Source organism: Streptomyces sp. LaPpAH-108, assembly GCF_000373625.1.
Lineage (GTDB): Bacteria > Actinomycetota > Actinomycetes > Streptomycetales > Streptomycetaceae > Streptomyces.
Genome location: NZ_KB891995.1, coordinates 524,269 through 547,986, shown reverse-complemented (window position 1 = coordinate 547,986; position 23,718 = coordinate 524,269). Strand labels below are relative to the sequence as shown.

The following is a 23,718-nucleotide window of genomic DNA, read 5'->3' as shown; positions in this document are numbered from 1 at the left end:
CCTAGCGTGAGGGCATGACCGCACCGATACCCAGGGACATCCCCGACCTGCCGGCGATCCCCAGCCCGCCCGTGCTCCAGCCGTCACCGGTGCCGGTGACGGCGGTGGTGGCCCCGATCCGGCGCCCCTGGGTGGCGCTGTTCCGGCTGGGAACCGCGCTGCTCGCGGTGGCCGGGATCACCCTGGAACTCATGATCGGCGCCCCGTCCCGCATCCTGAGCTACTTCGGCGTCCAGGCGGCGATCCTGCTCGCGGTGGTCATGTTCCTGTCGGCGTCGCGCTCGTGGCGGGCACGGCGGGCGCTTCCCTCGGGACTGTCGGGAGCGGCGCTCCTCTACATGGTGACGAGCGCGCTGACGTACCACGTGCTGCTCGCCCATACGACGCCCCCGTTCTCGATGACGGGCACGTCGGCGATCCCGGAACGCTGGCACGCCCAGTGGGGCGCGCTCCAGATCCTGCACACCCTGCTGCCGCTGGCGGCCCTGCTGGACTGGCTCCTGTTCACCCCGGCGCCCCGGCTGCATCTGCGCCAGGCGGCGGCGTGGCTGGTGTTCCCGCTGGCGTACCTGATCTTCACGCTGACGCGCGCGCTGTTCATCCCCTCGGGAGACCTACGGGGCCGCTACCTCTACCCCTTCCTGGACGCCGCCACCCACGGCTACCGCAGCACCCTCGCCAACGCCCTCCTGATCGGCCTCGCGATCTACGCCCTCGCCCTCCTCCTGATCGCCCTCGACCACACCCGCCCCACCCCCACCCGCCGCCGCGTCTGACCCCACCCGAAACCGGATTTCGCCTCCGGCCCCCAGTGGGCTAAAGTAAACGTCGTCGCCGCGACAGCAGCGACACCGGGGTGTAGCGCAGCTTGGCAGCGCGCTTCGTTCGGGACGAAGAGGTCGTGGGTTCAAATCCCGCCACCCCGACGCCGTAGTACCAGGTCAGGGGCCTGATCCGCTTAGCGGGTCGGGCCCCTGAGTGGTTTCCGGGGGCGGGTGGGTGTCAGCTGGGTGCGCTCTTGGAGGGGGACCGCTCGCGGGAGCCGACCTCGGGATTCGACTCCCGGGGCGGGCGAACGATGGCGACAGCTGAAGTGCCAGGGCAGGGCGCTTCCGCCGCACGGTCCTCGGCTCGGCCGACAGCAGGCGACTGGGCCGCTCGGATACGGGGCGTCTCCTCGCCGTCACGGCTGTGACCCGCACGGCGACCGAGCCGCTTGAGTTTGCGACGTACTCGCTCACCCAGAGCCTCGGCGTCACCCTGTACGTACGCTTGCGAGATGAGGGCCAAGACCGTGGCAGCAGCCTCGGTCCAACTCGACGTCCCCGAACGGGACCAGGCGAGCGCGACAGCCCTCTCGCTCGGGAACATCTGGTCCAGCACGGCAAGCACACGCGGATCATCAGGCAGCGCCCCCGTAAGGATGTCGGCCGGATCAGGCCCTCCTGCGACAAGGTCGGCGAGAGTCAGCCCATTCTCCAGAACGGGGACATCGAGGCTGAGCAGCCGCCCTCCGGCACAGCGCCGACGCCACAGTGGCGTGAGCTGTCGATGGATCTCCCTCACCTCACACATCAGCCGGGAAAGGGCCCCCCGGCGGATGGTGCCGTGCGTGTACAGGGTGCTCGCCCAGTCACCCAGGAGAGCCGTGGTCACCGGTTCCTGCCAGCGGGCTCCCCGCCACAGGCCGAGGTCGATGGCCATGAACTTCTCGATGAGTTCGGTGTTGCCGAGCGCCGCCTCGTTTCGTGCTTCCACGGCTCGTGCCGCGAGCGTGGCTTCACGGGCTTCCGCACGAGCCCCTGGGGAGCTGGGGACCGCTCGACTCCATGAGCGGTCAACTTCCCCCTCTGTCCACGTGTGGACGATTTGCCCAAGTTCGAGTCGAGGATTGTCCAGGAACAAGCGTCCCGCCAGCAGCCGTCCACCGTCCCTTTCGTTGCCGAAATAGAAGTAAGAGCTGTCGCGGACTCCCCCATCGCCCCCGTACGCGATGAGGTCGTCCTCACCCAATACGGGGAGGCCGTGAGTGGACTGTGGATCAATGGGTACGGGCTTCGGTTCAGGAAGTGCCCGCCACCGCCTGACCAGGCCGTACCGAGCGTAAAAGGCGTCGAGGTCCTCGGCTTCTTCCGTCTCCGACACATCGGTCTCGCGGGGCGGGACAGCCGCAGGCGGTGCCGCCGCTTCCAGTGCCTGCGGTTCTTCGAAAGCTTCGGGCGTCATGAGCGGTGCCTCCGGCTGATGATTTGCGAGCCTGTCCCCTCTCGGGCGTCGCAACGCCATGAACCGGCAATCCCCACCCGGGATTTTCGAGTGATCCGCGTCACGTATCCGGAGGGTTTCAAATCCCGCCACCCCGACAGCCAAGCAACAGGTCAGAGGGCCCTTACCTGGTCGGAGAGGGCCCCTCTGGCGTTGCCGCGCGGCCTTCGCTTCGAGCCCGGCCCCGTCTCCCAAGATCCCCGTCCATGGTCACCGTGTCGGTTCGGCTCAGCGGGCGGACCCGCTTCCAATGCCTGGACGGCTGGCGTTACGGCGTCGTGGGGTGACAGCGTCGATGAAGGTCGCCCCCGCGTAGATCTGAGCCACGGCTCCGACCACCAGGAGGATGTACCCCCACCATGCGTGGGCCGGTGCGTCCATGAAAACGAGGAGAGCCAGACTGCCGATCACGAAGAGAGAGACTCCGCCGAAGGCGCGCCATCCGTCCCGGGTTCTCAGGTCCTCGTCTTCGATGATCTTGAGTATCGCGTGTGCGAGTCCCATAAAAACCAACTAGCCTCCGGCCCCCGCTTGTTGTCTGCCCAGACGGCTGGTCGCTCATGGAGGCGCCCTCCTGCGGCTCGCTGCGATCAGAAAACCCCTGCGGGTGGGGGGTGGAGCGCCGATAGTTGCCGGATGGAGCTGGTGGAGGTTGCGCGGGAGTTGGTATTGGAGCGGCACCCCGGGGCTCGGGCTGCGTTTCTTGGGGGGAGTGTTCTTACGGGGTGGCGGACGGTGATGTCGGATCTTGACGTTGTCGTTTTGCTACATGGGGTGCCGGCGCCGTATCGGGAGAGTTTTCGGGGGTGGGGGTGGCCGGTGGAGATGTTTGTGCATACCGAGTCGTCGTGGGAAGCGTATGTGGGGCGGGAGGTGGGGCAGGGGCGGTCGCCGTTGCTTTTTATGTGTGCTGAAGGGGAGTTGTTGTTCGATGTGGATGGGGTGGGAGCGCGGATCGGGGCTCGGGCTCGGGAGCTGGTCGATGCGGGGCCGCCTGACGTGAGCGGTGAGGAAGTTGAGGATCTGCGGTACGCCATCACTGATCTGCTGGATGACCTCGCGGGGAGTCGGGATCAGAGTGAGCGGTTGTTCATTGCCACTGAACTTGCTCGGCGGACCGGTGAGTTGGCTCTTGTTGTGCGGCGGTCCTGGCGTGGGAGTGGGAAGTGGCTTGCTCGGCGGCTCGACATTGCCGCCCCGGGGTTGGGGGAGCGGTTGCGTCGGGGAGTGAAAGACGTGCTTGACGGGCGGGATGAGGTGCTCGTGGGCGTTGTCGATGAGGTGTTGGGGGACGTGGGTGGGCGGTTGTGGGTGGGGTATCGGCGGGGTGGGGTGTCGGCCGTGGAGGGGCGGTCGAACGGCCCTGTTGCATACGGGCGTTGAGCATCGGGCCCTGCGTCCCTACGCTCGGCTGTCATCTCTTGAGCGTGAAGGAGCCCGCGCGTGCCCTTGATCGACGTCAATGGTGCTTCCGTCTTTTACACCGACAGCGGGGCGCCGCCCGGGAAGCCTGAGGCGCCTGTTGTCGTGTTCGGGCATGGGCTGCTTTTCAGTGGGTGGATGTTTCATCCGCAGGTGGAGGCGTTGCGGGGGGAGTATCGGTGTGTGACCGTCGACTGGCGGGGGCAGGGGGAGAGTCCGGCGGCGGCGGGTGGGTACGACATGGACACCCTGACCGCTGATGCCGTCGCGTTGATCGGGCGGCTGGGGCTCGGGGCCGTTCATTACGTCGGGCTGTCCATGGGCGGGTTCGTCGGGCTGCGGATCGCGGCCCGGCATGGGGAGGTGCTTCGGTCGCTCACCTTGCTCGACACCAGTGCGGGGGAAGAGGACGCCGCGAAGGTCGGGGAGTATCGGCTGCTGGCCAACGTCTATCGGGTCACCGGGGTGCGGCCTGTCCTGGGGCGGGTCAAGGCGGAGATGTTCGGGCCCGAGTTCCTTGCGTCGCCGGGCAGCGGACCCGTGGTCGAGGAGTGGGTACGGCGGCTGCGGCGCTGTCGGCGGGCGGGGATACGTCGGGCCGTGCTCGGGGTGGTCGAGCGGCCCGGCATCAGCGACGAACTCGGTCGCATCACCGTGCCCACGCTGGTCGCCGTCGGGGCGGATGACGTCGCCACTCCCGCCGTCGAGTCGGAGCGGATCGCGGCGGCCGTGCAGGGGGCCCGGCTTGAGGTGGTGCCGGGGGCCGGGCACAGCAGCACGGTGGAGCAGCCTGAGGTGGTGAGCGGGTTGATCAGGGAGTTTCTGCGGGGAGTGCCGTCATCGGCCTGACCGGTGTCCCCTTGCGGTCCACCGCTGCCGCCAAGCGGCGTTCGCCGTGGGCCGCCAGGAAGGTCACCCCCGCCGCCGCCGCTCCCCCAGCGCCACCACCGCCCCCACCAGTGCCGACATCACGCAGCCCGTCGCCAGTACCGGGCTCGGGGTGAAGGTCGTTGCCAGGACGGCGAGGATTCCGGTTGTCCACAGCGCGTCCAGCGCGCCCGCGCGTCCCCGGCGGTGCAGCAGGCGCAGCACCAGCAGGTACAGCGCCACCGGGACGGTGTACGCCGCCGCCACCGCGCCCCGGCTCAGGTGGGCGTGGCCGGTGAGGTGGGCGATCTCGACCGCGAGTCCCGCGCCCACGGCCGCCGCGGAGGCGAAGACGACGTAGTGGCCGTAGCCCCACAGCAGGGCCATGCGCAGGGAGGTCAGGCGTTCGGCGGCGTCCTGGGTGAAGTAGAGCCACCACATCGCGAAGACGGTGAGGATGCCGCCGATGACCAGCGGGGCGATGTCCCCGAGGGAGACGGTGGTGTCGAGGGCGGTGCGGACGGTCGCCGTCGCCGCGGTGATGGACTCGCCCAGCACGATGAGGGTGAACAGGCCGTACCGCTCGGCGATGTGGTGCGGGTGCCAGGTGGTGCGGACGGCGCGCTCGGCCCAGGCCGGTACGGCGAGTTCGGCGGCGGCGAGGACGAGGAAGGAGGGCAGGCCCAGGCCGTGCGGCAGCGCGAGGCGGCCCACCCAGCCGATCTGGACGACGAGAATGCCGAGCGCGTAACGCAGGCTGGAGCGGCGGCGGCCGGGGTCGGAGCGGGCCGCGCGCAGCCACTGGGTGACCATGGCGAGCCGCATCACGACATAGCCGTAGGTGACGACCGCGAAGTCGTAGTCCTCCAGCGCCCTGGCCGCGCCGGCCGCCATGATGAGGGCGCCGGTGATCTGGATCAGGGTGAGGACGCGGTAGGGCACGTCGTCCGTGTCGTAGGCGGAGGCGAACCAGGTGAAGTTCATCCACGCCCACCAGATCGCGAAGAACACGAGCGCGTAGCCGAGCACTCCGTGTCCCACCCGGCCGCCCGCCAGCTCGTGCTCGAACGCCGCGGCGGACTCGGCGACCGCGGTGACGAAGCAGAGGTCGAAGAACAGCTCCAGGACGGTGGCGGTGCGGTGCCGCTCGTCGGTGGGCCGGGCCACCATGGGGCGGTACCAGGACCGGCCGTTTCCGGCGGGTTGTGGCTGGTTCATGCCGGACACGGTAACGGCGGCGCCGCACGCGGCAGGGCCGCCCGGCCTCGCGTGGTGCGTGCCGTCAGTGCAGGGCCCTGCGCAGCGCCTCGATCGCCAGGGTGCGGGCCACCCGCGTCGCCTGCGAGTCGCGCAGGGTGTCGAGCATCAGGAAGTCGTGGACCGTGCCGAGAACGCGGACGGCGGTGACGTCGACGCCCGCCTCACGGAGCTTGGCGGCGTACGCCTCGCCCTCGTCGCGCAGCACGTCGGCCTCGTCGGTGATGACCAACGTCGGGGGCAGACCGCTGAGTTGGTCGAGGTCCGCGCGCAGCGGGGAGGCGTGGACGTCGGCGCGCTGGGCCGGGTCCGTGGTGTACGCGTCCCAGAACCACCGCATGCCGTCACGGGTGAGGTAGTAGCCCTCCGCGAACTGCTCGTACGACTCGGTGTCGAAGTTCGCGTCGGTGACGGGGTAGAGCAGGATCTGCGCGGCGAGGTCCACGTCGCCGCGCTCCTTGGCCATCAGGGCGAAGACGGTCGCCATGTTGCCGCCGACCGAGTCGCCGCACACCGCGATGTGGGCGGCGTCCAGGTTCTGGTCCGCGCCGTGTTCCGCGATCCACTTGCCGACCGCGTAGTTCTGCTCGATCTGGGTCGGGAACCGGGCCTCGGGGGCGCGGTCGTACACCGGGAAGACCACGGCCGCCTGTGCGCCGACGGCCAGTTCGCGGACGAGGCGGTCGTGGGTGGTCTCGTCGCCGAAGACCCAGCCCGCGCCGTGGATGTACAGCACGACCGGGAGGGTGCCGGTGGCGCCCTCGGGGCGGATGATCCGGGTGCGTACGGGGCCGTACTCCCCCGCGTTGACCGTGATCCACTCCTCCTGCACCGCGAGCTTGGGGACGCCCTCGCCGGACTGGAGATCGTCCAGGATCTCGCGGCCGTTCTCCGGGGGGACCTCGTAGATGCGGGGGTGCGCGGCGGTGGCGTCCGCCAGGTCCTGGGCCTCCTGTTCGAGGACCAGGAGGTGCTGCGGGGTGTGGTGGGACATGCTTCGGCTCCTGACTCGGCGAGTGGGGTTCCGCGCGAGCGGATCGGGAATCGGGAATCGGGATCGTCGTGCGGGTGACGTGGTGCGCACGGCCGTTTTTCCATCGTCTCGCGCGCGGGGAGCGTCGCAACTCCGGACGGCCGCCCCGCCAACGGGCGACAGCCGCCCCGGCAAAAGGCGACGGCCACCCCGCCCATCGGGTGCGATCACTGCCCGCCGCCGGATGCGATCACTGCCCGCCGCGCGGTGGAATGGGGCACCCCAGCCCCTGGAGTGCCCATGGCCACCCGCCCGCCCCTTCCTCCCTTCAACCGCGAGACCGCCGTCGAGAAGGTGCGCCTCGCCGAGGACGGCTGGAACTCGCGCGACCCGGAGAAGGTCGCCCTCGCCTACACGCCCGACAGCCGCTGGCGCAACCGCGCCGAATTCCTGCGCGGCCGGGACGAGATCGTCGCCTTCCTCACCCGCAAGTGGGCCCGCGAGCTGGACTACCGGCTGATCAAGGAGCTGTGGGCCTTCACCGGGGACCGGATCGCCGTGCGGTTCGCGTACGAGTGGCACGACGACTCGGGCAGCTGGTTCCGGTCCTACGGCAACGAGAACTGGGAGTTCGACGAGGACGGCCTCATGCGGGTGCGCCTCGCCTCCATCAACGACCTGCCGATCAGCGAGGATCAGCGCACGTACCACTGGCCGCTCGGCCGACGGCCCGACGCTCACCCGGGGTTGTCGGACCTCGGGCTCTGATACCGGGGCAGCGTCAGTGCCGAGTCCGCGTGCAGGGTGATGCGGGCCGGTACGAACTCGGTGGCGTCGGCCGGGAGTTCGCCGGTGCCTGGGGAGCGGGCGTAGCGCGGGTGGGCGCCGCCGCTGAGCTGCCAGCGGACGCGGTGTCCGGCGGGGAAGCGGTGGGCGGTGGTGCCCATCGGCACGGTGAGCCGCGCCGGGGCGTCGCCGGTCGTACGGGCCCGGCCGAGGCCGTCGCAGACGTTGACGGAGCGGCCCTCGGGGTCGACGTCGCACAGGCGGGTGAAGACGTCGGCGTGCCCGGTGTCGGTGGAGACGCCGATCCGGGCGGTGACCGGGCCCAGGATGTCCAGCGGCTCGGTGAGCGGCGGTCCGGTGAAGGTGAGGACGTCGGCGCGGGCCTCCAGGGAGCGGTTGTCGCGGGGTCCGGCGCCCGGTGAGAGCAGGGGGCCGCCGAGGGAGGGGGTGGGGTCGTCGGGGTCGTAACGGAAGGACGCCACCGGGGAGTTGTCGACCGGGGGCTGGTGGGTGAGGTGGGCGCCGGGGAGGGGGTACCAGGCGATCGGCTCCGGCACCGGCGCCGACTCCGCTCCCGGTTCCGCCCCCGCCTCCGGCGGCCACTGGTCCACGTCCCGCCATGTGCCGCCGAGATGCACCCGTACCCCCGTCGGCCGCAGCCCGGAGCGGTCCCCGCACAGGTGGGCGCGCAGCCAGGCGAGGCTTTCCGTGAACACCTCCGGCCAGCCCCGCTGGAGGGCGGAGGCGTGGGTCCAGGGGCCGACGAGCAGGGCGGTCTCGCATCCGGCGCGGCGCAGGCGGGCGTACTGCGCGAAGGTCTGGTCGGCGAGGGCGTCGTGCCAGCCGGTGACGAGGGCGGTGGGGACGCGGAGGCGATCGGCGGCCGGGGCCAGTGAAGCGCCGGTCCAGTACGAGTCGTTGGGGTCCGGGTTGGTCATCACGTCGTCCAGCCAGGGGAGTTCGCCGAGAGCGGGCCGGTACGCGCCGCGCAGGGGCCGGGCCGTGGTGATGTCCCGCAGGCGGCGCTTCAGGCGCAGGGTGGCTCTCAAGAACGCGAGCGCGCCCCGGTGTTGATACGCGATGCCCGCCCCGCACGTGAGCGCGTTCTCCAGGTGCAGCGCGCCGTCGGTGTGGAAGAGGGCGTACGGATCGTGCAGGCCGACCTGGATCACCATCGCCTTCAGCTCGGGCGGCGGGTCCAGGGCGAGCGCCCACTGGGTGTAGCCGAGGTAGCTGGGGCCGACCGTGCCCAATCTGCCGTCGAACCAGGGCTGTTGACGCAGCCAGGCCACGGCCGCCTGTCCGTCGGCGGGCTCGTTGCGCCAGAGGTCGAAGGTGCCGCCCGAGCCGCCCGTGCCCCGGCAGCTCTGGACGACCACATGGAAGCCCTGTTCGGCGAGGAGCAGACCGTACATCGCGGACCACGGCAGGCCCCGGCCGTAGGGCGAGCGGATCAGGAGGGTGGGGAAGTCGCCCTCGGCGCGCGGGAAGTAGTGGTCGGTGAGCAGCGGGCCGCCGTCGGCGGCGGGCACCGGGAGCGCGGGGTCGTACCCCACGGGGTGCCGCTTCGCCGGGAGGCCCCGGAAGGTGGCGCGCAGCAGGCGCGCGGGCAGCGGCGGGCGCGCTCCGGCCGGGCGGGCCGCGCGCGCAGTGGCGGACGTCATCGTTCCCCTCCTCATCGTTCCCCTCCTGATTCCGTACTGCGTACGAAAATAGATCCCGTACCGTGTACGAGAAAGGGGGGTGCTTGGATGACCTCGGACAGTCCGGTGCAGGGGGTGCGGGAAGGGAGCGGGGGAAGCGTGCCGCAGGACAAGGGGCCGCACGGCAGGGGCGCCCAGGGGGTCGACCCCGAGCGGCTGTGGCTGGGGTCCGCCGAGCCGCGCCGGGGACGGCGGCCCGTCTTCAGCCGTACGGCGATCACCGCGGCGGCCGTCGCGCTCGCGGACGCGGAGGGGCTGGACGCGGTCACCATGCGGCGGGTCGCCGCCGAGGTCGGCGCGGGCGTGATGTCGCTGTACACCTACGCCCCCGACAAGGAGACCCTGCTCGCGCTGATGGCCGACCACGTCTGCGGCGAGCTGCCGCTCACCGACCCGCTCACCGGCGACTGGCGGGCCGACCTGAAGACGCTGGCCCACCGGCAGCGCGCGCTCATGCTGCGCCACCCCTGGCTGGCCGCCACCCTCCTCGCCCGGCCCACCTCCGGACCGCGCGCCCTGGACTTCCTCGAACACGCCCTCGCCGCGCTCCGGCCGAGCGGGCTCGACGGCGCGGCCCGGCTGGAGGTGTTCGCGCAGCTCACGGCCTTCGTGGCCGGGCATGTCCGCCATGAGCTGGCCCGGGCGGCGGCCTCGGACTCACCCGCCCCGCACGCCGCCGAGGCCCGCTATCTCGCCGCCATGGCCGCCGACGGCCACCACCCGGAGCTGGCCGAGGCGCTGGCCGCGCCGGTCCGCCCGGTCACCCCGGAGGCGACCTTCGACCGGTTCCTGAACCGGCTGGTGGACGGCCTGGACACGGCCTGACGGCGGGGCCGGGCACGGCCGGGCAGCGCGGCGGGCACGGCCGGGCCGGGCACCGCCGGGCCGGGCACCGCCGGGCCGGGCACAGCCGGACAGCGCGGCAGGCACCGCCGGACCCCGCCAACCCCCGCGCCGCAGGCGACGTCGTCTGACCGCAGGCAAGCCCCCGTAAACCGCCCCCGCCCCTCAGACCCAGATCGCCTCCGCCACCGCCGTCCCCACGAACGCCGCCCCCAGCCCCGCCACCAGGCTCGCGACCACGTTGGCCGCGGCGAGGAAGCGGGCGCCGTCCTCGGCCAGGCGCAGGGTCTCGAAGGAGAAGGTGGAGTACGTCGTCAGGGCGCCGCACAGGCCCGTGCCCAGCAGCAGCTGGACGTTGCTGGAGGCCGCCCCGGCCACCACCGCGCCGGTCAGCAGGCCGAGGATGAAGCAGCCGATCACGTTGACGGTGAAGGTGCCCCAGGGGAACACCGCGTCGTGCCGCTTCTGCACGAACCGGTCGGTCAGATAGCGCAGCGGGGCGCCCGCCATGCCTCCGACGATCACCAGCAGCCAGTTCACGCGTGCCTCTCCTTGCCCACGTAGCGGATGACCTCGCAGTCGTCCAGGATCACCAGTCCCGAGGACACCAGCTCGTCCAGCTGGGGCAGGAACGCCCGCACCCGCTCCTCCGTGTCCACGATCACGATGGCCACCGGCAGGTCCTCGTTCATGGACAGCAGCCGGGCGGTGTGGATCAGGGAGGTCGCGCCGAAGCCCTCGATGCCCCGGAAGACGCTCGCGCCCGCGAGCCCGGCCGCGTGCGCGCGGTGGACGATCTCGCTGTAGAGCGGCTTGTGGTGGTACGTGTCGTGCTCACCGATGAAGATCGTCACCCGCAGGGCGTCTCCGGTCAGCCGTGTCGCCGTCATGACTGCCTCCAAGCGAGGATGCGGCGCGTGGCGGTGACCGCGAGCGCGACCGCGCCGAGGGCCGCGAACAGGGTCGCGGCCAGGTAGAGGAGGGCGGTGCGGGCCTCGCCCGCGTCCACAAGGCGCTCGATCTCGACGGCGTACGTCGAGAAGGTCGTGTAACCGCCGAGCACGCCGGTGCCGAAGAACGGGCGCAGCAGGCGGTGGGCCGTCCACACCTCGCTGACGAGGACCAGGAAGACGCCGATGACGGCACAGCCGGTCACGTTGATCACGAAGGTGGTCCACGGGAACCCGTCGGCGGCCGTGGGCCACAGCAGCGCACCCGCGTACCGCGCCGTCGCGCCGATCGCGCCGCCCACCGAGACGACGGCCACGACGGGCGCCTGGGCCCGCCAGGACCGCGCGCGTTCGCGGGGTACGCGCAGATCCACGTCGGGGTCCACGGGTTCACTCGTCGTGGCGGGTCGCGATGCTGTCATGAACGTACGTCTCCCTACTCGCCCGGGGCCCGCGCACGCGGGCACACTCCATCGCAAGCAGGGACTGTTGGCGGCGTCGATGCCGCGGTTCGGGTACGGCGAGCCCCACCGCCGCGCCGCACCCCGAGGGCACGGCAGGTCACCCAGCCTACCCGGGGCCCGCGGTGAGTGACCACGTCACCGGCGGACCCCGACGGCTCTACGGCTCTACGGCTTTACGAGCCGACGGTCAGCGGCAGATCGTCCGTGTAGGCGTTGACCGGCTGGGCGATGGGGTGGGTCTCGTGGACGTCCAGCCCGGCGGCGGCCGACTTGGTGCCGAGGGCTCCGGCCGGGTGCCAGGTGCCGGTGACCGAGAGCCACGTGTTGGCGGGCGGGGCCTCGGGGCCGTACATACGGAGCTTCACGGTCTGGGAGTCGGCCGCGCAGCAGGTGAAGATGATCCGGGTCAGATACCAGCCGCCGTCCGCGCCGCCCGGCGTGACGAAGCCGGACAGCTGGACCGCGCGGCCCGCGAGCGACTTCGCCGGGTCCTGCTGGACGCGGTTGGTGAAGCCGGTCAGGGTCATCGGCACCGGGGCCGTGGACGCGGGCAGCGGCTCGAAGCGGGTCTGCCGCACCGGGGGCGCGGACTTCGTGCTCGCGTGGGAGGCGGTGTAGGCGCCGAGGGCGGGTGGGGCGTAGATCAGGAGGCTGAGGGCGGGGAGGGCGAGGAGCCAGGCGACCTTGGGGGCGCGGGAGTGGTCGTGGCCGTGATCGCCGTGGTCCGCGTGGCCGTGCCCGCCCTCCGCATGCCCGTCCTCCGCGTGCCCGTGACCCGCCCGGCCACCCCTCGACCGCCCCCGCAGCTCCAGCACCAGGTTCACCACCCCCAGCACGATCAGCACCACCCCCGACGCCACGAGCAGCGGCCGTAGCCCCTCCTTCACGTACCGCAGATACAGCGTCGTGAAGAGGGAGGAGTGGAGGAGGCCCGCGCCGGTCAGCATGAGCAGCGCGCTCTGGACGGTCCGTCTCACAGCAGTCCCCCTCCGACCAGGACGCTCGCGGCGACCGCCACGACCGTCGTCGCCGCCGAGAAGCGGAGCGCGAACGCGCGCCCGAACGTGCCCGCCTGAAGGGCGATCAGTTTCAGGTCCACCATGGGGCCGACCACCATGAAAGTGAGCCGGGCCATGGGTGAGAAGCCCGTGAGGGACGCCGCCACGAACGCGTCCGCCTCCGAGCACACCGCGAGCAGCACGGCGAGTCCGGCGAGGAAGGGCACCGCCAGCCAGGGGGAGCCGGAGAAGGTGTCGAGGACGGAGCGCGGGACGGCTACGTTGAAGGTGGCGGCGGCCATCGCGCCGAGGACGAGGAAGCCGCCCGCGTGCAGGAAGTCGTACTGGAAGCCGTGCCGGAACTCGGTCCAGCGGCTGTGCCCGTGCTGGTGTCCGGTGTGCCGTACGGCGGGGCGCAGCCACTTCTCCTTGCCGAAGTACAGCCACAGCCAGCCCATCACGGCGGCGGTGGCCAGCGAGGCGAGCAGCCGGGCGGCGACCATCGCGGGGTTGCCCGGAAAGGCGACGGCGGTGGCGGTGAGGACGACCGGGTTGATCGCGGGCGCCGACAGCAGGAAGGCGAAGGCGGCGGCCGGGGTGACACCCCGTCTGATCAGGCTGTTCGCCACCGGGACCGAGGCGCACTCGCAGCCCGGCAGGACCGCCCCGGCCATGCCCGCGACCGGCACCGCGAGCGCGGCCCGCTTGGGCAGGACCCGGGTGAACAGGTCGGCGGGGACGAAGGCGTTGATGGCGCCGGACAGGGCGGTGCCGAGGAGCAGGAAGGGCAGCGCCTGGACGGCGATGGCGAGGCAGATGGTGCGCCACGCCTGGACGGCGGGCTGGTCGAGCCATCCGGCGCCGCCGAGCAGCAGCACCACGATGCCGAGGACGGCTGCCGCGACGAGGGCCGCGGTGACGGGCCGGGGCCCGCGCCGGGGCGGTACGACGGCGGTGCGCACCGGCGGGGCGGCCACGACCGTCGCCGTCCCGTCGGCCACACCCACCAGTTCATCCGTTTTTCCCATTTTCACTCCGGATGTCGGGTGTGGCCGACCTTATGCGAGCGGCGTGCGCGCGACCGGGCGCACACGCCGTCTCACAGGTTCCGCTCGGGCGAATCCGCTCAGGCCAACTGGCCCACCTGGTAGTCCCCGGCGGGCAGCTGGATCATCACGTTCATCCGGTTGTACGCGTTGATGAGCGCGATGAGCGTGACCAGCGCGAGCAGCTGCTCCTCGTCGTAGTGCTTGGCCGCGTTCGCCCACACCTCGTCCGGGACGCCCCCGGCGCCGTCCGCGATGCGGGTGCCCTGCTCGGCCAGCTCCAGGGCGGCGCGCTCGGCGTCGGTGAAGACGGTGGCCTCGCGCCACCCGGCGACCAGGTGCAGCCGCTGGTGGGTCTCGCCCGCGTGCACGGCCTCCTTGGTGTGCATGTCGAGGCAGAAGGCGCAGCCGTTGATCTGGCTGGCGCGGATCTTCACCAGCTCCTGCGTGGAGGCGGGCAGCGCGGACTCGGAGACCGCGCGCCCGGCGGCGCTGAGATGCTTGATGACCTTGCCGGAGATCGGGTTGGCGAAGACGTTGAGTCGGGCTTCCATGCCGTGCTCCCTGATGCCGTTTCCGATGGATACACGGTTACGACGGAGGGCGGCGCCGGGGCGTGACATGGTCGGGTGTGACCCGCGTCACTCACGCTTACTTGTTCCAGGTCTCGTCGTACGGGTCGCGTGGTGTCGGCACCGGCTTGGTGGACGTGACCTTCAGATACGGGATCGGGCCGCCGTTGACCGGGTCGTGGGTCAGCTTCGGGGTGTACGTGCCCTTCACCTCCAGCCACGCGTCCGGGCGCAGGACGGGCGGGAGCTGGCCGGTCAGGGCGATCTTGACCGGCTGGGCGTCGGCCGCGCAGCAGTTGAGCGCCATGCGGACGAGGTAGGGCCTGCCGGAGCCGTCCAGGGACAGGAAGCCGGTGACACGTACGGCGCGGCCGTGCAGGGTGTGGCCGTGGCCGTACGCCGCGCGGGAGGCGTAGTCCACCACGCTCAGCGGGACCGGGTCGCTCGCGGGCAACGGGTCGTAGCCGAAGGGCTTTTGGAGCGCGGTGCCGGTGCGCAGGGCGCTGTACGAGCCGAGGGCGGGCGGGGCGACGAGGATCAGGGCGAGGAGGGGGAGGACGAGGAGCCAGGAGACGTTGGGTTCGGGGTGGGCGTGGCCTTCGTGAGCCTCGTGCGCCTCGTGTTCCCCGTGCTCCGGGTGGTCCGCGTCCTCCGAACTCCCGCTCGCCGACGCCGACTTCGTCCGCCTCCGCTCGTACCAGACCGTCGCCCCCGCCGTCACGATCAGCACCGCGCCCGCCGCGAGCAGCAGCGGCTGGAGTCCCGCCTTGACGTACCGCAGATACAGATCCGTCGTGCCCGCGTGCAGCAGGGCGCCGCCGAGGAGGAAGAGGACCGCCGCCTGGGCGTGCCGGTTCACAGGAGCACCGCCCCGGTCAGGACCGCGCCCGCGATCGCCGCCGCGAAGGTGGCCGGGGCGAAGCGGAGCGCGAAGCCGCGGCCGAACGTGCCCGCCTGCATGGCGAAGAGCTTGAGGTCGATCATCGGGCCCACCACCAGGAATACGAGCTTGGCCGTCATCGAGAACTGGGTCAGCGAGGCCGCGACGAACGCGTCCGCCTCCGAGCAGATGGAGAGCAGGACCGCGAGGGCGGCCAGCGCGAGCACCGCCACCAGCGGGTTGTCGGCGGCCAGCCGGAGCCAGGTCGCCGGTACGACGGCCTTCAGCGTGGCGGCGGCCATCGCGCCGAGCACCAGGAAGCCGCCCGCGTGGACGGTGTCGTGGCGTACGGAGTTCCAGAACGTCTCGCCCTTGGTCGCGCCCTCGTGGGCGCCGTGGGCGCGGGTGCGCAGCCAGTCGGTGCGGCCGAGGCGCTGCCAGAGCCAGCCCATGGCGCAGGCCACGAGGAGGCTGGCGACGAAGCGGCCGACGACCATCTCGGGGTCGTTCGGGAAGGCGACGGCGGTCGCGGTGAGGACGACCGGGTTGATCGCGGGCGCCGACAGCAGGAACGCGAAGGCGGCGGCCGGGGTCACCCCCCGGCGCACCAGCGCGCCCGCGACCGGCACCGAGGCGCACTCGCAGCCGGGAAGGACGGCGCCCGCGAGTCCGGCGACGGGTACGGCGAGCGCGGGCCTGTCCGGCAGCGCCCGGGCGAAGAAGGAGGCGGGCACGAACACCGCGAGCGCGGCCGAGAGCAGCACGCCGAGGACGAGGAAGGGCAGCGCCTGGACGGTGACGGCCACGAAGACGGTCGTCCAGCTCTGCATCACCGGGGTGCCGAGCGCGCCCCGGATCGGGGACTGGGCGAGGACGGCGAGCAGCAGGATCAGGGTCAGGACGAGCGGCGAGCTGAGGCGCGGGCGGCCCTCCCCGCCGGGCTCCCCCGCACCGCCCGCGCGCGTGGGCGGGGCGTCCTCGGTGATGGCCACGGGTGTTCCCTCCGGATCGGTACTCCTTCGGGGCGGTACGCACCCCGGGGCGCGCCCGTTCACGCCATCCCTGGAACCGGGCCGCTCCTTGGGGCACTCTTTTCCCTCGTGGGGAGCATTCCTGGGCAGGGTGGTACGGGCGGAGCGTCCGGGCACATGGTGGTGTGCGGCGACGACGGGCTCGCGCGCCGGCTGACCGCCGAACTGCGCGGAGTCTACGGCGAGCAGGTCGTCCTGGTCGTACCGCCGGGCGCGGACACGGGGCCGCCGACGATCGGGCCGCCCCGGTCGGCGTCGGCGGCGCTGTTCGACAGGGTGGTGAACGCGGCGGTGGGGCGGGCCGGGGCGAACGCGGCCGTGCCACCGCCCGCGCCTCAACGCTCGTACGGCGAGCGGCGGTTGGAGGCCGACGCGGCCACCGAGGCCGTGCTGGCCGAGGCCGGGGTGGACCGGGCGGCGGCGCTGGCACTGGTGTACGAGGACGACGAGACCAACATCCGGGCGGCGCTGACCGCGCGGCGGCTGAACCCGCGCGTCCGGCTCGTCCTGCGGCTCTACAACCGGCGGTTGGGGCAGCACATCGAGGAACTGCTCGATCAGGCCGCCGCGTTGGCCGCCGGGGACGACGAACTCGGGCTGCCCGACGGGTCGACGACCGTGCTGTCCGACGCCGACACGGCCGCGCCCGCGCTCGCGGCCACCGCGCTCACCGGGACCAGCCGGGTCGTGCACACCGACGGGCTGATGCTGCGCGCGGTGGAGCGGGCGGCTCCGCCGGAGGGGGCGCCGGGGCTGTGCACCCTCGCGCTGCTCGCGCCCGCCGAGGCGGCGGACGGCTCCGGTGAACAGCGGCCCCGGATGCTGCCCGACGACGACGAGGTACGGGAGGCCGGGGACCGGTCCCGGATCGTGCTCGAACAGGTCAGTTCGAGCGCCGGGCAGGCGGCCGGGGCGGGGCTCGGGATGGGGGTCGTACCGCCGCTGGCCTCGCTGTTCTCGCCCCGGCTGCGGTGGTCCCTGGCGGGGCTCGCGGCGTGTGTGATCGCGCTGGCGGTGGCGCTGTGGCTCGTCACCGGCATCCATCCGCTGGGCGCGTTCTATCTCACGCTGCTCGACCTGTTCGCGATCGACGAGCCCGCGCTGGGGCAGCCGCTCGGCCGCCAGATCCTCCAACTCCTGTCCGGGCTCACCGGGTTGCTGCTGCTGCCGGTGCTGCTGGCGGCGGTCCTCGAAGGGCTCGGCACGTTCCGTACGGTGGGCGCGCTGCGCAAGCCGCCGCGCGGGCTGGGCGGGCATGTCGTGCTGCTCGGGCTCGGCAAGATCGGCACCCGGGTGCTGGTACGGCTGCGGGAGCTGGACATCCCGGTGGTGTGCGTGGAGTCGGGCCCCGAGGCGCGCGGGCTCGCGGTGGCGCGGCGCCTCCGTGTCCCGGTCGTCCTCGGCGACGTCACCCAGGAGGGCGTCCTGGAGGCGGCCAAGATCCACCGCGCCTCCGCCCTGCTCGCGGTGACCAGCGTGGACACCACCAACCTGGAGGCGGCCCTCTACGCCCGCTCGCTGCGCCCGAACGTACGGGTCGTCCTGCGCCTCTACGACGACGACTTCGCCACCGCCGTCTACCGCACCCTGCGCGCCGCCCACCCCCAGGCCACCACCCGCAGCCGCAGCGTCACCTACCTGTCGGCCCCCGCCTTCGCGGGCGCGATGCTCGGCCGCCGCGTCCTGGGCGCCTTCCCGGTGGAACGCCGGGTCCTGTTGTTCGCCTCGGTAGAGGTCACCGGCCACCCCGAACTCGAAGGCCACACCCTCGCCGAAGCCTTCCGCCCCGGCACCTGGCGCGTCCTCGCCCTGGAGGGCTACCCCGACGTCCCCCCGAACTACGTCCTCCACAAGGGCGACCGAGTGATCATCGCAGCCACCCGCCGGGGCCTGGCGGAACTGGGCTGAGTCCCGCCGGCCCCGTGGGGGTTCACCCGGTCCGGCTCGCCAGGTGCCGGCGGGCGAAGTCCATCTCCAAGGACACCTGCTTGATTCGTTCGTCGACGACCAGGGAGCCGTGGCCCGCGTCGTAGCGGTAGACCTCGTGGGCGGCGCCGCGGTCGCGGAGGCGGTCGACGTAGTTGTCGATCTGGCGGATGGGGCAGCGGGGGTCGTTGACGCCTGCGGAGATGTAGACGGGGGCCTTGACCTGGTCGACGTAGGTCAGGGGGGAGGAGGCCGCGAAGCGGTCGGGGACCTCTTCGGGGGTGCCGCCCAGGAGGGTGCGGTCCATGGCCTTGAGGGCTTCCATCTCGTCGTGGTACGCCGTGACGTAGTCCGCGACCGGGACCGCCGCGATGCCGACCGTCCACGCTTCGGGCTGGGTGCCGAGGCCGAGGAGGGTGAGGTAGCCGCCCCAGGAGCCGCCGGTGAGGACCAGGCGCTCGGGGTCGGCGAGGCCGGAGGAGACGGCCCACTCGCGTACCGCGGCCACGTCCTCCAGCTCGATCAGGCCGACCCGGTGCTTCAGCGCGTCGGTCCAGGCGCGGCCGTAGCCGGTGGAGCCCCGGTAGTTGACGCGGACCACCGCGTACCCCTGGTCCACCCAGGCGGCCGGTCCGGCGGCGAAGGAGTCGCTGTCGTGCCAGGTGGGACCGCCGTGGAGGTCGAAGACCGTGGGCAACGGCCCCGTGGCGCCCGCAGGCTTCTGGACCAGGGCGTGGATACGGCCGCCCGGGCCCTCCACCCACACGTCCTCCACCGCGACCGAGGGCGGGCACTTCATGCCGGGCGGGTCCAGGACCACACCCCCGGACGTCGACCGCACCACCGGCGGCTCGGCCGCCGACGACCACAGGTACTCCACGCTGCCGTCGGGACGCGCCGTCGCCCCCGAGACCGTGCCCGGCGGGGTCGGGATGCGGGTCAGCGTGGCGTCCGCCAGGTCGTAGCGGAACAGCTCGCTGCGCGCCTCGAAGCCGTGCGAGATCAGCAGCGCGCCGCCGTCCGGGTACCACTCGGCCGCCACGTCGCCGGGCAGGTCGAGCGCGAGATCGGTCTGCGTGCCGGTCGCCACGTCCCACACCAGCGGCTCCCAGCGGCCCCGGCGCTGGTGCCCGATGAGCAGCCGGGTGTCGCCGTCGACCGGCGCGAACCCCAGCACCTCAAGACCCAGCTCCTCGGTGCCGCCGCGCGTGTCGTCCAGCTCCGCGACCGTGCTGCCGTCGGTGCGCACGACCCGCAGCGCCGCGTGCATCGCGTCGCCGTGCTCGGTGTGCTCGATCGCGATCAGCGAGCCGTCGTGCGAGAGGTCGCCCACCCCGGCGGACTCCCGGTCCCGGTACAGCAGCACCGGCTCCTCACCGGAGCGCGCGAGGTGGATCGTCGTCCCGTTCTCGTCCGTGGACCGCCCGACGACCGCCGTACGCCCGTCCCGGCCGAGCGCGAGCCCGGCCGAGTAGGCGGGCTCGAGGCCGGGCACGGCGGGCTCGTCCGGGCCACCCGCGAAGGGCTGGCGGCGCCAGACGCCGAACTCGTCGCCGTCCTTGTCGTCGAACCACCAGATCCACGCACCGTCCGGGGTGAGCACCCCGTCGGTCGTACCGTTGGGCCGGTCCGTCACCTGCCGCTGATCACCGCTCGCACGGTCCCAGGCGTACAGCTCGTAGGTGCCGGTCGCGTTCGACACGAACAGCGACCGCTCCGGCGCGTCCTCGGCCCAGTCGGGCAGCGAGACGCGCGGCGCCCGGAACCGCTTCTCCCAGTCGGGCATCTCCACAGCTTCACTCATGCCCCTAGCATCCCCGACCCGGGAATCCCGCGTCGGCGGATGCGCACGTGGGCCCCCGGCGAGGGCGCGTGGGCGGGCCGCCGTACCGTTGGGGTGTGTACCGGTTTCTGCTGACACCCCGCTGGTGGGGCATCAACGTCTTCGTGCTGCTCGCCGTCCCGTTCTGCGTGTTCATGGGGTCCTGGCAGCTGAGCCGGTTCGAGGGGCGGGTGCAGGACTCCCGCACCGCCACCGAGCAGGCCACCTCCGACCGTGGCGGGACGGCACACCCGCTCGCCACGATGCTGCCCGTCGACAAACGGACCTCCGGCGAGCGGGTCACCGCCAGCGGGCGGTACGGCGAGCAGCTGCTGGTCCCGGACCGGCAGCTCGACGGCCGCACCGGGTACTACGTGCTGACCCTCCTTCGCACCGGCACCGGCCAGTCCCTGCCCGTCGTACGCGGCTGGCTGCCGGGGAAGGCCGACGCGCACACCGCGCCCGCGCCGCCCACCGGCGAGGTCACCGTGACCGGCGCGCTCCAGGCGCCCGAGACCCCCGGGGACAACGGCGTCAGCGCCCAGGGCGGGCTGCCCGCCGGGCAGACGGGCGCGATCAGCCCGGCCTCGCTGGTCAACCTGGTGCCGGACCGGCTCTACGACGCGTGGGTGACGCTCGACAAGGCCGACGCGGGGATGAAGGCGGTCCCCGCGACCGCGCCCGCCGGGACCGGGCTCGATCTGAAGGCGTTCCAGAACCTCGGCTACACCGGTGAGTGGTTCGTCTTCGCGGGGTTCGTGATCTTCATGTGGTTCCGGCTGCTGCGCCGCGAGGCGGAGGCCGTGCGCGACGCGGAACTCGGCATCCTGCCGCCGCAGCAGCAGGACGCCGAGCCCGTGGCTCAGGCTCCCGGCACCATCCCGGTGAAGTAGACCGTCCCGGCGCACGCGTTCGGGACCGTCGCGGACGCGCTCGGCGAGCCGCCGGCCCCGCTGTACGTCACCAGCACGCTGCCGTCGGCCGGGGCGCCGTCCATCACCAGCTGCGGTGCCACGCCCTCCGCGCCGGTGTTGTCCGTGCCGCCGCTCGCGCTGCCGTCCTGGCCGCCAGTCGGGGTCGGGTCGGGCGTGGGGTCGCCTCCGCCGGTGCCGCCGTTGGCGCCGCCCTGGACGGGGCAGGTCTCCGAGGGCACGAACCCGAACTTCTCGGCGTACGACGCGCCCGGCTGCAGCACCAGCGTGGACACGACCAGACCGGGCGCGGGCAGGCCCGCCGCCGCGTCGCCGGGTACGTGCAGGGCGGCGGTGACCTTCGCGGGGTCGGCCGCGCCCTGGGCCGTCGCGCCGACGAAGCCGGTGCCGGTGACCGTGCAGGCGGTGCCGGAGGTGTTCGTGACGCGGAAGGTGCCGTAGACGACGCCGGAGGAGTCGGGGCCGTCCGTGCCGCCGGTCGCGCCGAGCTGGCCCGCCGTACAGACCGGGGCGCCGGAGGCGAGGGTCGCGGAGGGGTCGGTGCCGCCGGTGGAGCCGTCGCCGCCGGAGTGCTTCCTGCCCGGCTTGTCCTTGTCGCCGTCCTTGCCGTGCTGCCCGGCGGTGGTGCCCGCCTGGCCGCCGGTGCCCTCGGTGGCGCCGCCGCCGCTCTTGCTCTTGCCCTGGGTGCCCTGGGCGTCGGAGGACTGGCCCGCCATGGCGGTGTTGGGGTCGGTGCCGCCCGCGTTGGAGACGTGCACCAGGGCGGGTACGGCGGTGCAGATGAACAGCGCCGCCGCGGCCATGCCCACGGCCGCCTGCCGCTTCCTGGCCCGCCGCGCAGGTACGGCCCGCCGCAGCCGGTCCAGCGAACCGTCCCGGGGCGCGATGTCGTCCACGGCGGAGTGCAGCAACCGCCGCAACGCCACCTCGTCCGACCCGAGCCCGGACTCCACGTCCTGCGCCCCCCCGACCTCGCCCAGCCCCGACAACTCATCCAGCCCAACAAGCCGAGCCAACTCAGCAAGCCCGTCCCCATCGGTGGATACCTGCCCGGCGGCCTCACCGGCCGACGCGTCGGCCTGGGTCGGGGTGAGCTTCCGGGTGGACTGCTCGTCCGGCTGCTGGGCCGGGGCCTGGGAGAGCACCCCGGTCGGCCGCTCGCCCGGGGTCTGGGGCAGCACCCGGGTGGCCTGCTCGTCCTGCTGCTTGTCCGGAGCCTGGGGCAGCACCTGGGTCGGCTGCTCGTCCGGGGTCTGCGGCAGCGCCCGGGTGGACTGCTCGTCCGGCTGCTGGGCCGGGGCCTGGGAGAGCACCCCGGTCGGCCGCTCGGCCGAGGTCTGCGGCAGCACCCGAGTGGCCTGCTCGTCCGCCCGCTCGCCCGGGGTCTGAGGCAGCACCCGGGTCGGCTGCTCGGCCGACTTCTGGGTCAGCCGCTGCGTCGCCTGCTCGTCCGGCTTCCCGGCGCCCTCGGGGGCCTTCGCGGCGGAGGACGCCTCGGCGGACTCGGCGGACTTGGGCATCACGACGGTCTCGGCGGACTCGGGCGCCCCGGACCGCTCAGCCGCACCGGAAGCCACGGGCACCTCGCGAGCCTCGGGCGACTCAGCCGCACCAGCGGTCCCGGAAGCCTCGGACGCCACGACGGCCCGGGATGCCCCGGCGGCCTCATCGACCCCGGACCCCTCCGAACCCTCAGCCACCTCAGCTGACTCTGAACCCTCAGCTGCCTCCGAGTCCTCAGCCGCCTCAGCCGCCTCAGCCGCCTCCGAACCCTCAGCCGCCTCCGAGCCCTCAGCCATCTCAGCCGCCTCAGTCGCCTCAGCAGGCACAGCCACCTCAGCCGCCCCCACAGCCGCAGCCGCGCCGGAAGCCTCGCGCATGTCCGTGGCCTCAGCCGTCTCAGCCGTCGCCCCCGGAGCCCCGGTGGGCTCGGATGCCGCTGAAGCCGCCGCAGGCGTCTCGCGTTCTTCGGGGCCGTGCTTCACAGTTCCGTTCCCAGCGTGCGTAGGCGTGTCGTCGTGGCCGGTGCTCAGGTCGCGCAGCGGATCGCCGCTCATGTCTTCGCCCCCATGGACACCCGCAGCGCGGCGATGCCCCGGGAGCCGTACGCCTTGACCGAGCCCAGCGAGATGCCGAGCGTCGCGGCGACCTGGGCCTCCGTCATGTCGGCGAAGTAGCGCAGCACCAGGACCTCGCGCTGGCGGCGCTGAAGGCCCTTCATCGCCTTGATGAGGGAGTCGCGCTCCAGCTGGTCGTAGGCGCCCTCCTCCGCGCTCGCCATGTCGGGCATCGGCTTGGAGAGGAGCTTCAGGCCGAGGATGCGCCGACGCAGCGCGGAGCGGGAGAGGTTGACGACCGTCTGCCGGAGGTAGGCCAGGGTCTTCTCGGGGTCACGCACCCGTTTGCGCGCGGAGTGGACGCGGATGAACGCCTCCTGCACGACGTCCTCGCAGGACGCGGTGTCGTCGAGCAGCAGCGCCGCGAGTCCGAGCAGCGAGCGGTAGTGCGCGCGATAGGTCTCGGTGAGATGGTCGACGGTCGTACCGGCGACCGCGTCGGCCGTCTGGTCGTCGGAGCCGTCGCGCTGGCCGGGTATGCGGGTCTGCCGCCCTGCGGGCATCGGCGCGATCACCGGCATGTCGCCGAACGCGCGCGGCCGGAGGACGGCGCGGGGCGGACGGAGCGCACCGGCGCCGCCTGCCGTTGGGGATACGCCCTGCTCGAAGAGCATGGGGGCGAATTCGAGTACCTCTGCCACGCCAGTTGGACACGCGCACCCCCGCAAGGGTTGTACGTGCCGGGCGTCACATGTGCGACGACCGACGGTTCCTCAAGTGCCGCCATGCATCCCGCTCTTCCCCTGTGTCCTTGTCGAACGGGCGTCACCCGCCCCCCGTCACGGCGCTCCGCGCCGGAATCTCCGCGTCCCCGCCCCCACGCGGTGACCGCAAAGACGCCTCCCGCCCTCACGCGGTTGCGGA

At 72.6% G+C, this 23,718-nt stretch carries 22 protein-coding genes and 1 tRNA gene; 8 read left to right on the top strand and 15 right to left on the bottom strand.

All coding sequences use genetic code 11. The annotated features are described in order from the left end of the window. The first annotated feature begins 14 nt into the window (after positions 1-14). Positions 15-776, top strand: coding sequence for a Pr6Pr family membrane protein (locus tag B079_RS0121620; protein ID WP_018547927.1), 762 nt, complete (start codon positions 15-17; stop codon positions 774-776). A 76-nt stretch (positions 777-852) separates the two neighbouring features. Continuing rightward, a tRNA-Pro gene (locus tag B079_RS0121615) sits at positions 853-926 on the top strand. A 76-nt stretch (positions 927-1,002) separates the two neighbouring features. Here B079_RS0121615 and B079_RS35285 read toward each other — a convergent pair. Further along, entirely contained in the window at positions 1,003-2,226 is a 1,224-nt protein-coding gene (locus B079_RS35285; RefSeq protein ID WP_158685041.1) for a hypothetical protein, read from the bottom strand. 675 nt (positions 2,227-2,901) lie between these two features. Between B079_RS35285 and B079_RS0121600 the strand changes: the two genes are divergently transcribed. Both B079_RS0121600 and B079_RS0121595 read left to right on the top strand, forming a co-directional pair. Continuing rightward, the gene (locus B079_RS0121600; protein WP_018547924.1) at positions 2,902-3,648 is read left to right on the top strand and encodes a nucleotidyltransferase domain-containing protein; all 747 of its coding nucleotides are present in this window, start codon (positions 2,902-2,904) and stop codon (positions 3,646-3,648) included. Positions 3,649-3,708: 60 nt separating this feature from the next. Next, positions 3,709-4,536, top strand: a complete 828-nt coding sequence (locus B079_RS0121595) for an alpha/beta fold hydrolase (protein WP_018547923.1) — start codon at positions 3,709-3,711, stop codon at positions 4,534-4,536. A 63-nt stretch (positions 4,537-4,599) separates the two neighbouring features. Here B079_RS0121595 and B079_RS0121590 read toward each other — a convergent pair whose 3' ends face one another. Together B079_RS0121590 and B079_RS0121585 are read right to left on the bottom strand one after the other, a co-directional pair. Continuing rightward, complete coding sequence (locus B079_RS0121590) at positions 4,600-5,772, bottom strand: low temperature requirement protein A (RefSeq protein ID WP_026248925.1); 1,173 nt, start codon at positions 5,770-5,772, stop codon at positions 4,600-4,602. 64 nt (positions 5,773-5,836) lie between these two features. Beyond that, the gene (locus B079_RS0121585; RefSeq protein WP_018547921.1) at positions 5,837-6,805 is read right to left on the bottom strand and encodes an alpha/beta hydrolase; all 969 of its coding nucleotides are present in this window, start codon (positions 6,803-6,805) and stop codon (positions 5,837-5,839) included. Between the two features lie 279 nt (positions 6,806-7,084). Here B079_RS0121585 and B079_RS0121580 point away from each other — a divergent pair, with 279 nt between their 5' ends. Next, entirely contained in the window at positions 7,085-7,552 is a 468-nt protein-coding gene (locus B079_RS0121580) for a DUF1348 family protein (RefSeq protein WP_018547920.1), read from the top strand. On the opposite strand, the gene B079_RS32540 is transcribed toward B079_RS0121580, so the two are convergent. Then, complete coding sequence (locus tag B079_RS32540) at positions 7,522-9,234, bottom strand: CocE/NonD family hydrolase (protein WP_018547919.1); 1,713 nt, start codon at positions 9,232-9,234, stop codon at positions 7,522-7,524. The two genes, B079_RS0121580 and B079_RS32540, sit on opposite strands and share 31 nt — an antisense overlap. Before the next feature lie 138 nt (positions 9,235-9,372). Between B079_RS32540 and B079_RS0121570 the strand changes: the two genes are divergently transcribed. After that, a complete protein-coding gene (locus B079_RS0121570; protein WP_018547918.1) occupies positions 9,373-10,098 on the top strand; it encodes a TetR/AcrR family transcriptional regulator C-terminal domain-containing protein in 726 nt (241 codons plus the stop codon). A 183-nt stretch (positions 10,099-10,281) separates the two neighbouring features. Here the strand turns inward: B079_RS0121570 and crcB (B079_RS0121565) are convergent, their stop codons facing one another. From crcB (B079_RS0121565) to B079_RS0121530, 8 genes are all read right to left on the bottom strand, one after another. Beyond that, positions 10,282-10,656, bottom strand: coding sequence for a fluoride efflux transporter CrcB (gene crcB / locus B079_RS0121565; RefSeq protein ID WP_018547917.1), 375 nt, complete (start codon positions 10,654-10,656; stop codon positions 10,282-10,284). Continuing rightward, on the bottom strand, positions 10,653-11,006 hold the full coding sequence (locus B079_RS0121560) for a DUF190 domain-containing protein (protein ID WP_018547916.1): 354 nt from the start codon (positions 11,004-11,006) through the stop codon (positions 10,653-10,655). The genes crcB (B079_RS0121565) and B079_RS0121560 overlap by 4 nt, the downstream gene beginning before the upstream one ends. After that, complete coding sequence (crcB, locus tag B079_RS0121555; RefSeq protein ID WP_026248924.1) at positions 11,003-11,488, bottom strand: fluoride efflux transporter CrcB; 486 nt, start codon at positions 11,486-11,488, stop codon at positions 11,003-11,005. The genes B079_RS0121560 and crcB (B079_RS0121555) overlap by 4 nt, the downstream gene beginning before the upstream one ends. Positions 11,489-11,703: 215 nt before the next feature. Continuing rightward, positions 11,704-12,507, bottom strand: a complete 804-nt coding sequence (locus B079_RS0121550) for a TIGR03943 family putative permease subunit (protein ID WP_018547914.1) — start codon at positions 12,505-12,507, stop codon at positions 11,704-11,706. After that, on the bottom strand, positions 12,504-13,556 hold the full coding sequence (locus B079_RS0121545; RefSeq protein WP_199779945.1) for a permease: 1,053 nt from the start codon (positions 13,554-13,556) through the stop codon (positions 12,504-12,506). The genes B079_RS0121550 and B079_RS0121545 overlap by 4 nt, the downstream gene beginning before the upstream one ends. A 98-nt stretch (positions 13,557-13,654) precedes the next feature. Then, positions 13,655-14,128 (bottom strand): carboxymuconolactone decarboxylase family protein, encoded by a 474-nt coding sequence (locus tag B079_RS0121540; RefSeq protein ID WP_018547912.1) that lies wholly within the window; start codon positions 14,126-14,128, stop codon positions 13,655-13,657. A gap of 97 nt (positions 14,129-14,225) precedes the next feature. After that, the gene (locus tag B079_RS0121535) at positions 14,226-15,005 is read right to left on the bottom strand and encodes a TIGR03943 family putative permease subunit (protein WP_018547911.1); all 780 of its coding nucleotides are present in this window, start codon (positions 15,003-15,005) and stop codon (positions 14,226-14,228) included. After that, positions 15,002-16,018, bottom strand: a complete 1,017-nt coding sequence (locus B079_RS0121530) for a permease (protein WP_018547910.1) — start codon at positions 16,016-16,018, stop codon at positions 15,002-15,004. The genes B079_RS0121535 and B079_RS0121530 overlap by 4 nt, the downstream gene beginning before the upstream one ends. A gap of 156 nt (positions 16,019-16,174) precedes the next feature. Here B079_RS0121530 and B079_RS0121525 point away from each other — a divergent pair, with 156 nt between their 5' ends. Further along, entirely contained in the window at positions 16,175-17,965 is a 1,791-nt protein-coding gene (locus B079_RS0121525; protein WP_018547909.1) for an NAD-binding protein, read from the top strand. A 22-nt stretch (positions 17,966-17,987) separates the two neighbouring features. Here B079_RS0121525 and B079_RS0121520 read toward each other — a convergent pair whose 3' ends face one another. Next, positions 17,988-19,787 carry a prolyl oligopeptidase family serine peptidase gene (locus B079_RS0121520; RefSeq protein WP_026248922.1) on the bottom strand — a complete coding sequence of 600 codons (1,800 nt, stop codon included), beginning with the start codon at positions 19,785-19,787 and terminating at the stop codon, positions 17,988-17,990. Between the two features lie 95 nt (positions 19,788-19,882). Here B079_RS0121520 and B079_RS0121515 point away from each other — a divergent pair, with 95 nt between their 5' ends. Next, positions 19,883-20,698, top strand: a complete 816-nt coding sequence (locus B079_RS0121515; protein ID WP_018547907.1) for an SURF1 family protein — start codon at positions 19,883-19,885, stop codon at positions 20,696-20,698. On the opposite strand, the gene B079_RS36015 is transcribed toward B079_RS0121515, so the two are convergent. Next, positions 20,668-22,320, bottom strand: coding sequence for a hypothetical protein (locus B079_RS36015; protein ID WP_234016838.1), 1,653 nt, complete (start codon positions 22,318-22,320; stop codon positions 20,668-20,670). The two genes, B079_RS0121515 and B079_RS36015, sit on opposite strands and share 31 nt — an antisense overlap. A gap of 470 nt (positions 22,321-22,790) precedes the next feature. Next, a complete protein-coding gene (locus B079_RS0121505) occupies positions 22,791-23,495 on the bottom strand; it encodes a SigE family RNA polymerase sigma factor (protein ID WP_420705781.1) in 705 nt (234 codons plus the stop codon). Between the last annotated feature and the right edge of the window lie 223 nt (positions 23,496-23,718).

Coding starts and splice junctions, on each gene's coding strand:
- B079_RS0121585 (WP_018547921.1), bottom strand. CDS start 6,805: ATGTCCCACCACACCCCGCAGCACCTCCTGGTCCTCGAACAGGAGGCC.
- B079_RS0121600 (WP_018547924.1), top strand. CDS start 2,902: ATGGAGCTGGTGGAGGTTGCGCGGGAGTTGGTATTGGAGCGGCACCCC.
- B079_RS32540 (WP_018547919.1), bottom strand. CDS start 9,234: ATGACGTCCGCCACTGCGCGCGCGGCCCGCCCGGCCGGAGCGCGCCCG.
- B079_RS0121520 (WP_026248922.1), bottom strand. CDS start 19,787: ATGAGTGAAGCTGTGGAGATGCCCGACTGGGAGAAGCGGTTCCGGGCG.
- B079_RS0121580 (WP_018547920.1), top strand. CDS start 7,085: ATGGCCACCCGCCCGCCCCTTCCTCCCTTCAACCGCGAGACCGCCGTC.
- B079_RS35285 (WP_158685041.1), bottom strand. CDS start 2,226: ATGACGCCCGAAGCTTTCGAAGAACCGCAGGCACTGGAAGCGGCGGCA.
- B079_RS0121545 (WP_199779945.1), bottom strand. CDS start 13,556: ATGGGAAAAACGGATGAACTGGTGGGTGTGGCCGACGGGACGGCGACG.
- B079_RS0121590 (WP_026248925.1), bottom strand. CDS start 5,772: ATGAACCAGCCACAACCCGCCGGAAACGGCCGGTCCTGGTACCGCCCC.
- B079_RS0121525 (WP_018547909.1), top strand. CDS start 16,175: ATGGTGGTGTGCGGCGACGACGGGCTCGCGCGCCGGCTGACCGCCGAA.
- B079_RS0121620 (WP_018547927.1), top strand. CDS start 15: ATGACCGCACCGATACCCAGGGACATCCCCGACCTGCCGGCGATCCCC.
- B079_RS0121540 (WP_018547912.1), bottom strand. CDS start 14,128: ATGGAAGCCCGACTCAACGTCTTCGCCAACCCGATCTCCGGCAAGGTC.
- crcB (WP_026248924.1), bottom strand. CDS start 11,488: ATGACAGCATCGCGACCCGCCACGACGAGTGAACCCGTGGACCCCGAC.
- B079_RS0121560 (WP_018547916.1), bottom strand. CDS start 11,006: ATGACGGCGACACGGCTGACCGGAGACGCCCTGCGGGTGACGATCTTC.